The sequence below is a fragment of the Bernardetia sp. ABR2-2B genome (genome assembly GCF_037126435.1).
Taxonomy (GTDB): Bacteria; Bacteroidota; Bacteroidia; order Cytophagales; family Bernardetiaceae; genus Bernardetia.
The window spans coordinates 3,205,208-3,219,976 of the sequence record NZ_CP147020.1; the positions used below are offsets into that span (position 1 = coordinate 3,205,208).

15 protein-coding genes are annotated in these 14,769 nt (G+C 31.3%); 9 read left to right on the plus strand and 6 right to left on the minus strand.

Going from position 1 to position 14,769, the window contains the following annotated elements:
* Nucleotides 1-32: 32 nt before the first annotated feature.
* The 4 genes from WAF17_RS13595 to WAF17_RS13610 all read right to left on the minus strand — a co-directional run bounded on the left by WAF17_RS13595 (nucleotide 33) and on the right by WAF17_RS13610 (nucleotide 3,188).
* Nucleotides 33-494, minus strand: a complete 462-nt coding sequence (locus WAF17_RS13595; RefSeq protein WP_338760427.1) for an effector binding domain-containing protein — start codon at nucleotides 492-494, stop codon at nucleotides 33-35.
* A 65-nt stretch (nucleotides 495-559) separates the two neighbouring features.
* Nucleotides 560-1,294 carry a YafY family protein gene (locus WAF17_RS13600; protein WP_338760430.1) on the minus strand — a complete coding sequence of 245 codons (735 nt, stop codon included), beginning with the start codon at nucleotides 1,292-1,294 and terminating at the stop codon, nucleotides 560-562.
* Between the two features lie 73 nt (nucleotides 1,295-1,367).
* Entirely contained in the window at nucleotides 1,368-2,135 is a 768-nt protein-coding gene (locus WAF17_RS13605) for an EI24 domain-containing protein (protein ID WP_338760433.1), read from the minus strand.
* A gap of 57 nt (nucleotides 2,136-2,192) precedes the next feature.
* Nucleotides 2,193-3,188 (minus strand): DivIVA domain-containing protein, encoded by a 996-nt coding sequence (locus tag WAF17_RS13610; RefSeq protein ID WP_338760436.1) that lies wholly within the window; start codon nucleotides 3,186-3,188, stop codon nucleotides 2,193-2,195.
* A 147-nt stretch (nucleotides 3,189-3,335) separates the two neighbouring features.
* Here WAF17_RS13610 and WAF17_RS13615 point away from each other — a divergent pair, with 147 nt between their 5' ends.
* The 9 genes from WAF17_RS13615 (at nucleotide 3,336) to WAF17_RS13655 (ending at nucleotide 12,938) form a co-directional block, all read left to right on the plus strand.
* Nucleotides 3,336-3,878, plus strand: a complete 543-nt coding sequence (locus tag WAF17_RS13615) for a 2OG-Fe(II) oxygenase (protein ID WP_338760439.1) — start codon at nucleotides 3,336-3,338, stop codon at nucleotides 3,876-3,878.
* 101 nt (nucleotides 3,879-3,979) lie between these two features.
* The gene (locus WAF17_RS13620) at nucleotides 3,980-5,452 is read left to right on the plus strand and encodes a hypothetical protein (RefSeq protein ID WP_338760442.1); all 1,473 of its coding nucleotides are present in this window, start codon (nucleotides 3,980-3,982) and stop codon (nucleotides 5,450-5,452) included.
* Between the two features lie 145 nt (nucleotides 5,453-5,597).
* The gene (locus WAF17_RS13625; protein ID WP_338760444.1) at nucleotides 5,598-6,038 is read left to right on the plus strand and encodes a hypothetical protein; all 441 of its coding nucleotides are present in this window, start codon (nucleotides 5,598-5,600) and stop codon (nucleotides 6,036-6,038) included.
* A 415-nt stretch (nucleotides 6,039-6,453) separates the two neighbouring features.
* Nucleotides 6,454-7,257 carry an MbnP family protein gene (locus WAF17_RS13630; RefSeq protein ID WP_338760447.1) on the plus strand — a complete coding sequence of 268 codons (804 nt, stop codon included), beginning with the start codon at nucleotides 6,454-6,456 and terminating at the stop codon, nucleotides 7,255-7,257.
* 60 nt (nucleotides 7,258-7,317) lie between these two features.
* On the plus strand, nucleotides 7,318-8,376 hold the full coding sequence (locus WAF17_RS13635) for a cytochrome c peroxidase (protein WP_338760450.1): 1,059 nt from the start codon (nucleotides 7,318-7,320) through the stop codon (nucleotides 8,374-8,376).
* A gap of 63 nt (nucleotides 8,377-8,439) precedes the next feature.
* Entirely contained in the window at nucleotides 8,440-9,369 is a 930-nt protein-coding gene (locus WAF17_RS13640) for a hypothetical protein (protein ID WP_338760453.1), read from the plus strand.
* A gap of 115 nt (nucleotides 9,370-9,484) precedes the next feature.
* Nucleotides 9,485-10,336: a hypothetical protein gene (locus WAF17_RS13645; RefSeq protein WP_338760455.1), complete on the plus strand. Its 852-nt coding sequence runs from the start codon at nucleotides 9,485-9,487 to the stop codon at nucleotides 10,334-10,336.
* 197 nt (nucleotides 10,337-10,533) lie between these two features.
* Entirely contained in the window at nucleotides 10,534-12,696 is a 2,163-nt protein-coding gene (locus tag WAF17_RS13650; protein WP_338760457.1) for a cytochrome c, read from the plus strand.
* 83 nt (nucleotides 12,697-12,779) lie between these two features.
* Nucleotides 12,780-12,938: a hypothetical protein gene (locus tag WAF17_RS13655; protein WP_338760460.1), complete on the plus strand. Its 159-nt coding sequence runs from the start codon at nucleotides 12,780-12,782 to the stop codon at nucleotides 12,936-12,938.
* A 26-nt stretch (nucleotides 12,939-12,964) separates the two neighbouring features.
* On the opposite strand, the gene WAF17_RS13660 is transcribed toward WAF17_RS13655, so the two are convergent.
* Together WAF17_RS13660 and WAF17_RS13665 are read right to left on the minus strand one after the other, a co-directional pair.
* Complete coding sequence (locus WAF17_RS13660) at nucleotides 12,965-13,600, minus strand: HAD-IIIA family hydrolase (protein WP_338770195.1); 636 nt, start codon at nucleotides 13,598-13,600, stop codon at nucleotides 12,965-12,967.
* A 44-nt stretch (nucleotides 13,601-13,644) separates the two neighbouring features.
* A complete protein-coding gene (locus tag WAF17_RS13665; RefSeq protein ID WP_338760463.1) occupies nucleotides 13,645-14,655 on the minus strand; it encodes a pyridoxal-phosphate dependent enzyme in 1,011 nt (336 codons plus the stop codon).
* Between the last annotated feature and the right edge of the window lie 114 nt (nucleotides 14,656-14,769).

Sequence of the window (14,769 nt, forward strand, 5' to 3'; positions counted from 1 at the left end):
AAGAGCTTTAAAGCCACTTTTTTATGTAGAAATCAATTTTCCACAGCAATAAAAATATCTACTTCAGCATCTTTGGGATTCATTGTTTTTTCTCCATAGATTTCAAAGTCACTTGTAAATTTTCTGTTCAAGTCCTTATTCCAAATCTCTAACCACTTGTTATAAACAATTCCTTCTTGAAGGTTTCCTTTAGCCGTAAATTTTTCATACTCTGTTTTTTCAATTGTTTTTCCAATCATTCCAGTCGGTATTTGCTCTAAACTTTTGACTTTACAGCCCAAAATGGTTGTATAAGGTTTTGTATGGTCAGATTCATATTCAGTATAAATACAATACACTTCATTTGAAATTTTATTAGGAATTTTTTCTGTAGTAGATTCTGACATAAATTTTTCCCAAAGTGCAGGAATATCTTTTGCTGCTTGTTCATTTTCATTGGTCGTACGAACAGAAATGCCAATGATATTCAATGCTTCTATTTTTTGTGTATTCATTTTGCTTAAATTAAAAGGTAAATAATTTTGATTGAATACAAATTTAGTAGGAGCAAGTGACAGCCTTATGTCAAGGGTTTATCAGAGTTTACCAAAGATTCTAAATATTTTCTTTTACATTCTTCAAAATATTCTTGAAGTGTCATGTTATGAGACTCAAAGCTTTGATTTAGAACTTCTAACTTTTGAATTTTATCTAATCTGAAAGCTCTAAATTCATTTCTTAATCTACAAAAAGCAATCAATAACCAATTTTCTTGGGTGCTGTATAAGGCAAAAGGTTCTATTTTGCGTTGTGTTATTTTGTCTGTTTCTAAAGTAGAATATTCAATTTCACAAAGGAAATTATTTGTTATAGCAAGTTGTAGCGTAGATAAATAATTGCTTGTTTTATCATTTTCAAGGTTATAACGAAACTGAATCCTATCAGAAAGTAAATTAGCTTTGTCTTTTGTATGATTTTTCAAGACTGATTTTACCTTATTTATAGCTTCTGTATATTCTTTGATGAAAGAAGAATCTTTATTTTGCAAAATCAATCGTTGTGCTGTAATAAGTGCATTTGCTTCACTTTCTGTAAACATAACAGGAGGAATTGTATAACCTTCTACTAACGAATAGCCTTTTCCTTCTTCTGTGCAAATAGGAACACCTGCTTGTTCTAAGGCTTTTATATCTCTATAAATAGTTCGTTTACTGACCAAAAATTTTTCTGCTAATTCTGAGGCATTCGAAATTCGTTTGGTTTGTAATTGAAGTAAAATTGCTGTCAGTCTAGAAAGTCGTTTTGTATCTTGCATGTTTTACTTTTTCATTTTTCCTAACGTTAGGAAAATAGCCTATTTAGCTTTAAATGACGTTTTTATCTAAAAATCAGGCTTTGTTTTCTTCTAATTCATAAATTCCCAAACCTGCCGAAACACACGCCCAAATAGGAGCAAACAAAATTCCTAAAATTGGAATCCAAATCATAAAATACATAGTCATTCCGACACCAATAGCAAAAGGACGGTGTTTTTTTACGGTGGCTCTGCTTTCTTTTACATCTAGTTTCATAAATTCATTTCTCAAATCTATCATTCCAAAACCTACAAAATAAGATTCTACCAAAATAATCAGCACGGTAGTAAATGGAGAAGCTGGAGAGAAAAAGATGCCTATCAAAATAAGAGGAATCGTAATTGATAACTCTATGGCTAAATTCGTAAGATTGATAATAAGACCACGTTTGAGGTCGTGCAAAAATTGAGGAAAATGAAAGTCTTCACTCGGACGCTCTGGATGTAGAATTTCTTGAACTTTTGCAGCCACAATAGACAAAGCTGGTGAAAGCAAAATCAACATCAAGTATTTGTATGATTTGAAATAAATCAGAAATGCTATTATATAAACAAGAAATGTAACAATATAAGAAAGTGTCGTTTGCCACCAAGTTGTAGGATTATCTAATCTAAAAAGTCCTTCTAACCATTCTACTGTATTCCCTGCAAAAAAATATCCTACAATTCCAACCGAAACAAAAGCAATCACATTCAAAAATGCAGGTAAAAAATAATATTTCCATAAATCATGCTTACGAGTAAAAGCCAATGCCTTACCATACAAACGAACACCTAACCAAAATTTTGTAAATGGATTCATAGAATATTACTTCTTAATTTCAACTCTAAGTTCTAAAATCTGACTTCTAAATTGGTTTTATAAATCACTCAAATCAAAGATAACTCCTCTAGAACTAGATGGTTTTTCTTCTGTTTCTTGTTGTTTATTTTCCTCTACCTTTTCTTGTTCTCTCATTTTTTGAGCAAACTCTTGTCTTTCTTGCTTTTCTTGTTCTTCTATCTCTCTTCTAATTTTCTCTTGTTGTAATTGAGTTTGTTCTAATTCTTTTCTAATTTTTTCTTGTTCTTCTTGGCTTTTTATTTCAGCTTCATATTTTACCTCTTGACGAATTTCGGGAACTGCTTTACGAGGTGTTTCTTTTTCATACTCATTATTTTGAGAATAATCTGAATACGTAGAATCACTTTGATTATATAATTCTTGATAATTTCCTCCTTCAAGTTGCTTTAATTGCTCCCTAATCATTTGGCTATGTTGCTGGTGCATTCTTTCAGCACGTTCTAATGCTTTTTCAGAAGTATGCTCAACATCCAATTTAGACAAACGCTCAATTTTTGAAAGAGCCGTTTCCATAAAGCTTTGTAACTCTTGCATCATCTGTGCTTTTTGCTGTGCGCTGTACTCATAGGCATAATTCAAGAGTTTTATCTCTCGCTTCATTTCTGTAAGTGTTTGGTCAGCAAGTTGTTGAGTGCTTAAAAGAATGTTTTTTGCATTTGATTTGGCATTTTGAAGAAGTGCATCAGCTTGCATTTTTCCTTCCAAAATCAATAAATCAGCTCGTTTTTGAGCTTGTTCTAAGTTTAGACGATTTGCTTCTTGTGCTTGTGAAAGCGACTCTAAAAGTGTGCGCTCAATTTCTTTGAGTTTGGCAAGTTCGGTATGCAAATAACCTACTTGTCTTTCCAGTTCTTCGTTGCGATGAGACACCGAACTCATATTTTCAGCAACATCAGAAAGGTACTCACTTACATCCTCTTTGCGATAGCCACCAAAAGTAACTTGCTTAAAAGAATGTTTGCGAATTTGTGTAGGGGCAATAGGCGTTCTATTGTTATTATTTTCAGCCATAACTCGTTTTGCACAATTATTTTATAGGAATAGGAAAGTATTTTGCTAAAATAACATTTTTTTTATTCTTTTTTAGAATAACTTGAAAGAATTGATTTATCTTGTTTACTTTCTCCGAAATTATATAAAATATGAACAGCCAAGTTTATGAAAACAACTCATCTAATAGAAAATAGAATCATCACAATAGAGAACTTCTTTACACCTCAAGAATATAAAAAGTATATTGATTTGAGTGAAAAATTAGGCTATGAAGCTGCAAAGCTAGATATAGGTAAAGTAGTTTCAGAAATTAGAAATAACGAACGAGTTTTTTATAATAATCAAGAATTAGCTGATTTAATTTTTGAAAGAGGCAAGAATTTATTTGTTCCCACAATTGGAAATAGCGAAGTAGTTGGAGTAAATGAACTTTTTAGATTTTATAAATACGACAAAGGACATAAATTTAAGGGACACCAAGACGGAAATTTTATCAGAAATGAATCCGAAGCGAGTTATTTTACCTTTATGATTTATCTAAATGAAGGCTACCAAGGAGGAGAAACTACATTTTTAAAGCACAGAATTATTCCCCAAGAAGGAATGGCACTTATTTTTCTACACAAACTCTACCACGAAGGAAGCGAAGTTTTGGAAGGTAGAAAATATGTTTTGAGAAGTGATATTATGTATAAATTGAAACAATGATGTTTTGTAATAGGAAGTTAAAAGGTATCAAGCAGATTTATCAAAAATTTAATTATCTTTCAAATATAAAATTCATCTCCAACTTTATCTATCTAACACTTATGAAATCCTACTCAAAAACTCATTTCAACACCCTTTTAATTCTCTTTATAGTTTTTAGTTTTAGTCTTTTTTCTTGTAATAATGAAAAGAAAGACAATACAGAACCTATTGATAGTATTGAAATGACAGAAACTAAAACTGCAGATACTAGCTCAATGCAAGATAGCACTGTTTTAGTAAGAAGTTTGTATGCAACTTCTACCGAACTTCCACGACAAGAATACAGCGTTTATAATGCCTTTGATAATAATCCTTCTACAAGTTGGCAAACAATGTTAGGAGCAGCACTTGATGAAGGAATTATGTTTAATGTATATGATTTTTATATCAAATCTATAAAAATTCAACAAGAAGAAGGAGAAGGTTTTGCAAAAATAAAAACTGTAACTATTTATATAAATGGAAAGAAAAAAGGAGAATTTGATGCAACAGAATCTATTCTGATTGATGAAACGGCAGATGCTATTTATATAAGGATTACCAAAACATCTGATACATCTACGAAAACGCTAGAAAACCAAACTGGAAAAACTAATACATTTGACAGAGATAAGCGAGTAGGTATTAACGAGATAAAATTTATGAGTGAGAAGATAAATCAAAATATACTTTTTAGTCTTCCTACACTTGTTAATGGAGAAATAAAAGCCTCTTCGACTTTAGAACCTACTTTTGCTTATAACACTACACATCTGTTTGATGCAAGAACAGATATTGCGTGGGCAGAAGGCGATGCAAATTCTGGAGTAGGTTCTAAACTTACTTTTGATTTAGAAAAAACTCAAAAAATTGATGCTATTCAGATTTGGAATGGTTATCAACGTTCAGAAGAACATTTTAAAGCTAATGCACGAATCAAGAAATTTAGTTTTGGAACAGAAGGAAAAATGAAAGACTATGAATTGGAAGACAAAATGGAATCACAGTATGTTGATTTTGGAGAATATTTGGAAAGTAGTAACTTCATTTTGGAAGTAAAAGAAGTATATGAAGGAACAAAATACAAGGATTTAGTAGTAAGTGAATTACTTTTCAGAGATGATGTCAGAACAGTTGTGATTCAGACAAAAGAAACTGAAAATCAAATCACAGAGCTAAAAAACAAAGCTAAAAATACGCCTTTAGAAAATGTATTAGATAGAAGACTTAATTACCAAGAAGATGATTATTATCAAATTGATAAATCTTTTATTCTGCGTTCGGACGGAACTTTTGTGATGTACAAAACTGAAAACTCGGAAGCAGAAGGCTCAAAAAGTGAAATTTTGGCTGATGGAAATTGGGAAATAAAAGAAATAAATGAAGATAAAGTCAAGATTCGTGTATTCGGAAAATTTATAGATTTCTCTCAATATCAAGATTTCTATAAGGGAAAAGTAACCAAAGATTTCTTACAGATTTTTCAAGATTTTGTAACCATTGATAACCAAAAACTCAAAGGCGAGAAGTTTATAGGCGAATTTGTGCATTAAATTCTACCCCCTAAGGAACTTTGAAGTTCCTTAGGGTTTTTTGATAAAATTTTCTTTTGTTTTTGTATTCTTTTTGTATTACCTTTGTTGAAAATAAAAAGAACCTGTTTTACTCAAACTTCATCCACAAAGTCAATCTATTTTCTTGACAAAAATTCTTTCCATATTCTCCACTCTCTTGATAATTGTTATCTTGATACAACCTTTCCAAAAACTTTGGATTGTTTTGTCTTTCGAAATGAATAAGGAATATATTGCTCAAAATCTCTGTGAAAACAAAGAACAGGAAGATAAAGAGCTAGAAGAAGCAAAACGAGTAAATGAGTTTGCTGAAAAATATGGCTTACGTTGTGCAGGTTCGTGTCAGCTCAAAAAACAACTTGCAGAAGCAGAGCAAAAACAAGACGATGTGCCTGTATCATCTGTAAAATACACTTTAGATCTTCTTTTTTTAGAAAAAAATCTCTCTTTTTCTTTTGACAATCAGATAAATAGCGTTGAAAAACCACTCCAAAATGGTTTTTATCAAGGTTTTGTCTCTACTTCGAATTTATACGGAGTTTTCCGTCCTCCAGTTTATTTATAAAAATACATTTACTTTTTTAACCGTCAACGAGGCTAAAGCCGTCGTTGAGGTAAATGATTTAGTCCTCGTTGACGGCAAAGCCTCAACGACGGTTTGATTGTGTAACCTTATTATTTCAAATTTTTTCTAGTTGATAAATTTCTATCAACACTAAAGGTTATCACGGTTATTTTTGTATAACAGTCTTCCAGACTGTTGGATAGGATAAAATACTATTTTTTATGCCTAGAAAAGATGTCTGAACTACCTTAATACAAACCGTGATAAGGTTTATTATTTGATTATCGATTTTGACAAAATTTTTGTTCCAAAATCGCCTTGTATTTCTTTGTCTTTTGTTAATTAAAAATATACAAATAAAATAAAAATGAATTTTAAATTTAACTTCGCAAAAATCGCTTATTTTGCCTTTTTTATGGCATTCTCTATAGTCTTATTCTCTTGTAAAAAAGATTCTGAAACAGAACTTGAAATTGATCCAAACAAAAAAGGAAGGGTCGAAATCAAGTTTGATAATATTATGGGACAAGATGATTTTGCTCTAAATACAGACTATACCAATGCAGTAGGAGAAACTTTCAAAGTAGATTTATTACAATATTATATCAGTAATATTATCTTAAAATCAGAAGGTGGAAATGAATATGTAGTTCCACAAGAAGAATCCTACTTTTTGATAAAAGAAAATGATGCAGCTACACAAAAAATACAACTTTCTAATATTCCAGAAGGAAACTATAATGAAGTTACTTTTATAGTTGGTGTAGATAGTCTTCGTAGTACAATGCTACCAGAAGATCGTACAGGCGTTTTGGATATTGGTGTAGAAGGTGCTGGACAAGAAATGTATTGGAGATGGAACGCAGGTTATATTTTCTTCAAGATGGAAGGCAACTCGTCTGCTATCGAACCAACAGAAAATAATCCTAACGGTCGTTTTTTCTATCATATTGGAGGTTTTGGAGGCTATGAAAGCCAAACGATAAATAATATCAGAACAGTTACACTTTCTCTAGGAAGAGATGCTGCAAAGGCTAGAGAAGAAGCTATGCCATCGGTTCATGTGGTAGTGGATATTATGAAAACGCTAGACGGAACTACGCAAATGAGTTTGAGAGAAAATCCAGTAGTAATGTTCAATCCTATTTCGTTGAAGGTTTCTGAAAATTATATGAATGCCTTTGAATATCATCACGTTCATAATGAAGGGCACGAGTAAAACAGAAATGTAGGGAAAAGACATGTCTTTTCCCTACTAATTTTTAAAAAACAATCAATTATGAAAAATCTGTCATTATTACTTCTTCTATTTATGACTTTGTTTTCTTGCCAAATAGAAGATGAAGAAAGCAATCCAAAAGAAGAGTTCGGTTTCAAAACGCCTTCTAACTTTCCAGAACCAGTTTATGATTTGAAAGAAAACCCTGTAACTCTTGAAGGTTTTGAGCTTGGTAAAAAACTATTCTATACAGGGCTTTTATCAAGAGATGGAAATATAAGTTGTGGTTCGTGTCATCAACAAACTTCTGGTTTTACGCAACATGGACACAGCCTTAGCCACGGAATAGATGATAAACTAACTATGAGAAATTCTCAACCAATTCAAAATTTAGCATGGTCTAAAAATTTCTTTTGGGATGGAGGTGTTTTTCATTTAGATTTATTTGCGCCTTTCCCTATTGCTGCTGATAATGAAATGGGTGAAACGCTGCCAAACGTTCTGCAAAAACTACGGAATACAGAAGGTGCAGAAGCTCCAAGAACGGATTATCCATTGCTTTTTGAAAAGGCTTTTGGAACAAAAGAAATTACAACGGCTAATTTTTTGAAAGCACTCTCACAGTTTCAACTCATGTGTATTTCGGCTAACTCTCGCTACGACAAACACGTTAGAAATGAAAGTACAGAAGAAAACAAACTAACTTCTCAAGAGCTAAAAGGATTGGAGCTTTTCGAACAAAACTGCTCAAATTGTCATTCTACAACGCTTTTTACAGACCAAACTTATAGAAACAATGGTTTGCCTATTGGAAATCCGAACGATACAGGACGTTTTTTGATTACACAATTAGAAGAAGACAAATTCAAATTTAAAGTGCCTAGTCTTCGAAATGTAGAAGTTACTCGTCCGTATATGCACGATGGAAGGTTTAGGGATTTAGAAACTGTTTTAGATCATTATACAGATGGAATACAAGATTCTGAAACGCTAGATGAAAGTCTAAAAGTAAATCTAAAAATCGAACTCAACGAAGAAGAGAAAGAAGCCATTATTGCTTTTTTGAAAACGCTTACTGATGAGGAGTTTTTAAGTAATCCTCTTTTATCCGAATTTTAAAATTTATAATGAACCGTCAACGAGCCTAAAAGTGTCGTTGTGGACTTTTACCAAGCTATAACTATGAAAAATTTAATCGCTTTTTTGCTTTTTGCAATTTCCTTTTTATTTATTTCTGCTCCTTCAAAAGCCTGTGATTTGTGTGGTTGTGGAGCTGGAAGCTATTATTTGGGAGTAATGCCACAGTTTCAAAAAAACTTTGTTGGTTTACGTTATCGCAGTGCTTCTTTTGATTCTCATTTAGGGGGAACAGGCAATTATTCATCACTCTTCGAAACACAAGAGCGTTTTTATACTGCCGAAGTATGGGCAAGGTTTTATCCAACACCAAAGTTACAACTACTTGCTTTTTTGCCTTATCAATGGAATTTTCAAGATGAAAACAATAAAACAAAGTCGCTTAGTGGAATGGCTGATGCCTCTGTTATTGCACAATATGAAATTTTGAACACGACAAATGACACTATTTCACAAACCTTTGAACATAATTTTTTCGTAGGAGGTGGCGTAAAGTTACCAACAGGAAAATCTAATTTTGATGAGGAAGATGTTTTGCAAGTAGCGAATCCAAACTTTCAACTCGGTACAGGAAGCACAGATTTTTTACTTACTTCTCAATATACAATTCGCTACAAAAAATTAGGTCTGACGGCTGACTTTTCTTATAAAATCAATACAGAAAACAGTACAGATTATCGTTTTGGAAATCGTGTAAGTAGTAATGCAACTCTTTTTTATGTCAAGCAAATAGGAAGATTTGGTTTTATGCCGACAGTAGGAACATATTATGAAAATAGTCAAAAAGACAAGCGAAAAGAAAAAACTGTTTTTGATACAGGTGGAAATCTTTTTAATGCTGTTTTGGGAACACAAATTTATACAGGGCGTTTTATGTTTGGTGTGAGTTATCATACTCCATTAAGCCAAAATCTAGCGAATCAGAAAATTAAGGCAAATGATAGATTGATGATTCAGACGGCATTTTTGTTTTAGGAATTTGTAAATTACAATGATATAAATTCTGTTAACTAAAGTCCAAAAAAAAATGAAGTTTTTATTTCTAATTTTCTTTGTTTGTATCTGTTTACAATCAAAGGCACAAAGTTTTATGATTCCTATTTCAGATAGTTTAGTACATAAGATAAGTGTTTCAAATACTGAAAATTATGAAGAGAATGAAAAATTGCTATCACTTTTATCAAGTGAAATTAGTGAATACTCTAAAAAAGAAAATGATATAGGTGGAGGAAATGTCTTGTATATTATTTACGATAATTTAGATACAGATGAAGATATTGAACTAATTGCTTTTACAGGCACTGCTTGGGAGTCTGACTTTTTTGTTTTTGATAGAATTGATAATCAATGGTTCATGATTCATAAAGGAACTAACAATCTGGCAAATGGGCAAGACACACATTATGGAGTTAGTCCTACGAAAAATATTCCTCTAGTTTGGATGAAATACCACGATGGTGGAGGAACAGGTTTAAAAATTAATAGATATTTTTTCTACAAACTTCTAGGTAATAACTTCAAAAAAGTCTTAGAGTTGGCTGGAAAACATTCGTTAAGTTCAGGAAGTATGCTTTACCTAAACTTAGATTTGAATACAGAATTTTACACGTATTCTTCTGGTAAAATTGAAGCTATAATTACAAGTAAGTTTTACATACCGTATCGTAAATATAGGGGTGCAAAATTAGAGTACATTACATTATATGAAACTAACATGGCAATTAGTTTTGAGTGGAATAAAGAGAAAGAAGCATATTTTCCTGTTTTTTCTAAAGACAGCAACTTGAGTAAAAAACAACAAAAATTTTTGCTTTTGCAAGAAGAAAATCAAAATTTGTTTTACCAACTATTTAAAGCAAAAGTACAGGAAACGAGGAAAAAATTATCAAAAGAAAAAATAAAGATTTTAGACGAATGGATAGAAATAGTAAAGAAAAAGTAGTACATCAGAAAAACGATTTTTTGATTCAAACGGCTTTTTGTTTTAAAAAATTAGTTGTTGTTGAGGATACCAAACAACGGCAAATGAAAACATCAGACAACAGCAAGGATAACAGGCAGCGATAAGAAAAATAAGTTACTTTCTAAGAAAAAATGTATTTTGAAGATAGATTATCTACTCTCAAAATAATTCAAGCCATGAAAAAAATACTTTCTGTTCTTACATTTATCTCTTTATTTTGCTTTACATCTTGCTTAGATTCTGAAAATACACAAGACAATAGAATAGCAAATATGTCAGCTGAAGAGTTAGCATATAATTTTCCACATCTATTTGATGCGCCTCCTCCACAAGAGTTTGTCATTGATACAGAAAAAGATACCGTCATTTTTGGAAAGTCTGGAACGCTATTCGCCATTGAAGCAGGAACATTTACAGATGAAAGTGGAAATCCTTTAAATGGAAATCTTACACTTAATCTAAAAGAAGCCTTATCACTTTCAGAAATGTTAGAACACAAACTGACCACACAAACCACAGATGGACAGATTTTGCAAAGTGGTGGAATGTTTGAACTTACAGCCAAATCAGACAAAAAAGGAAAGATAAATATCTCAAAACCAATCTATGCAGAGATTCCAACACAACAAAAAATTGGTAATATGTCAGTTTATGAAGGAATACAAGTAAGTGAAAATGCGCCTGTTCAATGGAAAAAAGAGAAGGAATTAGAAAACTGGCTCACAGAAATTCCATTGGAAAGACTTGATTTTTTTCCTAAGAATGAAGGAAGTTTTGAGAAAGATGGAAAGCGAACTATCATCATTCCTGCTGATAAAATCAGAACGTTAGAAACCTATCATTTAGGGGACAGTATTCGTGTTATTGATATAAATGAAGAAAATTCTAGTAGCTTTCTAGAACAGAATAAAAAGAATTTTAATCAAAAAAATCAATCAGAAAGTATATTTCGTTTTGTACAAGAAGACGCTGAAGAAAGAGGCAAACCAACGATATGTGGCATCTCAAAATATATTTTAAAAGGACTTTCAGACAGGAAATTTCAAGGAACATTTATTTCTACATACGAATTCGAAAAACGTGTTAAAGCTATGAACGAATGTTGTGGAAATGATTTGATAGCCATTTATCTTAAAAATCTAGATGAAAACTTATGGGAAGCAGACCAAAAAGCAGCCGAATATCTTACCAAAAATAAAAAATGTAGAGCTTATATTTTTGAAGAGTTTGCAGCCGAAGGAGCAACGAAAGTAAAACCAAAAGGAAAGGTAAACCGAGCATTGAAAAAATATATTGATAAACTTTTTAAAGAAAAAGAAAAAGCGTGGGCAAAATTTGAGAAAGAATATCAAACTTGGGATGTAAGAAGAGAAGAGTTACAAAAAGAAGTAACGGATAAATACGAAACAGAGCGAAAGTTTAGTGAGCGTGTATCGTATGCTTTTAGTTTGAATAGATTGGGCTGGACAAATATAGATAAGCTCATAAATTATGAAAACAGAGTAGATGTTTCTGTTGAATTGAAAGTGAAAAAATTAAAAGTCAAAGAAGCTGCAAGAGCTTTCTTAATTTTCCCAAAAGACAAGGTAATTCTACATTTGAGTAGAAACGAAAAAGGAATATTTTATATTTGGCAAGGAAACCAAAATAACAAATCTGCTTATCTTCCAAAAGATGAAACGGTTGTATTAAAAGTTATTAGCGAAAAAGAGAATAATCTTTATACAGGAGAAATAAAAGCCACAATAAAAAGCAAAATAAAAAAGGTAATTTCTCTTGACAAAACAACAGATGAAAATATTGCTATCTATTTTAAGCAATTTGAAAATGAAATAAATACAGCTTTTAATGAATCAGATCAATTTAACCTTCCTGTTATACAAAATATACCACCACCCCTAGTAAATGGTAATGTTCATGTTATTAGAGAAGACAATTCTGCTAAAAAATTTGAACAGGCTTTATCAAAACACTATGAAAGCCGTCCAGTTTTAGATGATTATGCAGAATGTTGTTATGAAATGGATTTAGTAAAAGGAAAACAGCTTTTTGAAAATGAATGTAAACAATGTCATGGGTTTTATCAAAGAATAGTAGGTCCTGCACTTCTTCCAGCCATTAAAACTCAACCTTTAAAATCACTAATTAATTTTACAAAATATCCCGAAATGACAATCATGGGTAGTGATAGAGGAAATAGATATTATAACATGTATTCTGAATATGGACAAATGATGCCAAATCATGACCACCTCAGCGATGGCGATATTCGTTCCATTTTATATTATGTAGAAAAAGAAGCTACGCAAAATCCTTATTCAGAATTAAGAAAAAAATAAAAACTAAATCTATTCACAGTTTTTTTAATCAATATGCCGAATACTTTAGTTTTTGGAAAATCAAACTCAAAAAAAATATAGCAATGAACGATTCAAAAAACAACGATGAGGAATTTGAAAAAGAATTGATAAGAAGAGACCAACGCAATACATTTTATGTAAAACTAATCCTTTTCGGAATTAGTGGTGGTTTTGTGATGGGAATTATTCTTTTCATCTTGATTATGATTACTTCTACATAAACAAAACAGCAATAGAAGAACATATTTTATTTGGTAAGATGAATCAAGTAAGGAACAGCTTCGATGAGTGAAGTTGTTTCGAAGTCAATCAGAGCTTTGTTTTTTACACGCTCAAAGCTATTTTTTTCATTGATAAAACATGTTTTCATTCCTGCATTTCTACCAAATTGCATATCAGAAATACTATCTCCAACAATAACAGAACGCTTAAAACTGATAGTACAAAAATCTTCTTTGGCATCAATCGCCATTCCGATAGCAGGTTTTCGACGTGGAGAATTGGTTTTTGCAAGGTCAGAACAAAAATAAATGCTCTGGATTTGTGGCAATTTTTCTAACAAATGATTATGAATAACTTCTAAGTCTTTTTCACTCATTAGTTGCTTTCCAATTCCTTGTTGGTTGGTAACTACTACAATGGTTTCGAAATGTTCGCTCAGAATTTCTAAGGCTTCTTTTGAATGTTCTAAAATATCAAATTCTTCTAAGCTTTTGACATAATCATCTTCTAGCTTACGATTCAATACTCCATCTCTATCCAAAAAAAGTGTCCAGTTATTCGCTCTTGGCTTATTATTATCATTCATCTGATTGATTGTATTTATTAAAGATAAGATTAAAAAATGCAGACAACTAAAATTGCTAAAAAAACCTTTAAAAATCTAATTCTGAGCTTGAAATCTGAAATAATTTTTAATGAAAGAGTTCAAAAAACACCCCCTGTATGAATCAAAACAATAGTTTGCCCTTCCTCAAAGAAGTCTGTTTTAGCTAATTCATAGACAGCAAAAAATGCTTTCCCTGTATAAATAGGTTCTAGTTCAAAGTCATTTTTTTGATTAAAATCTGTGATGAAATTCATCAATCGCTCTGATTTTTTGGCGTAACCACCTTCATGAAAGTTGGTTTCAAGAATAAGATTTTTCAAGGTGTGCTTTGTTTTTTCTTCATTATTTTTATAAAAATCATTTAGTAGCTGTTCTATATCACCTTTTAAAAAACTACCTCCTTTTAGCGCAGAAACAGCTAAAACTTTAGTTTTATTCTTATTTTCAATTTCTTGTATTCCATTCAAAATTCCTGCTGCCGTACTACCTGTTCCGATAGCTAGGGCAAAATAATCTATATTTTTATCTAATACATCTTCTTTTTGCTGTTGTTGGTGTTTTAGCGAAGCGACACCAAAAACATTTTTGACTAAATCATAAGCAATTTTAGGAATATGACTTGTTCCCTTTAAAGCAAGTGCATTCGAACCTCCTTCTGGAATCAAATAAAAATCTCCGAATCGTTGTTTTAATTTTTCTATGAATGAAGGACTATTTTTTTCTCTATATTCACTTCTTGAAATATAATGAAGTTGCATATTTTGTTCTTTACAAAAAGCCAAAACAGGATTCAAAGTTTGATATTCTTCTCCTCTAATGATGGCTATACTTTCCATTCCCAACTGTTTAGCCGCAAAGGCAGTAGCTCTCAAATGATTGGAATATGCACCACCAAAAGTGAGTATTTTAGTTTTGTTTTGGTTTTTAGCCTCTACTAAATTGTAATATAATTTGTATAATTTATTTCCTCCAATATGCTGATGTTGAGCATCTAATCGAAGCACTTTTATAGTAAGCTTTTTATCATCAAAAATTTTATCCTTCCACTCAGAAATAAAAATAGGAGAAAGAAAATGAGAAAATAAAGAAGGAAATAAGTCAGTATTCAAAATACAAAATTGGTTAGAATTGAAAATTTATAAAACTAGCTTGAGCAAAATTAAATCAAAAATACAGGTAAAGTCATCTTTTTTATCTATTTTTAATTGTAAAGCAAAATATAT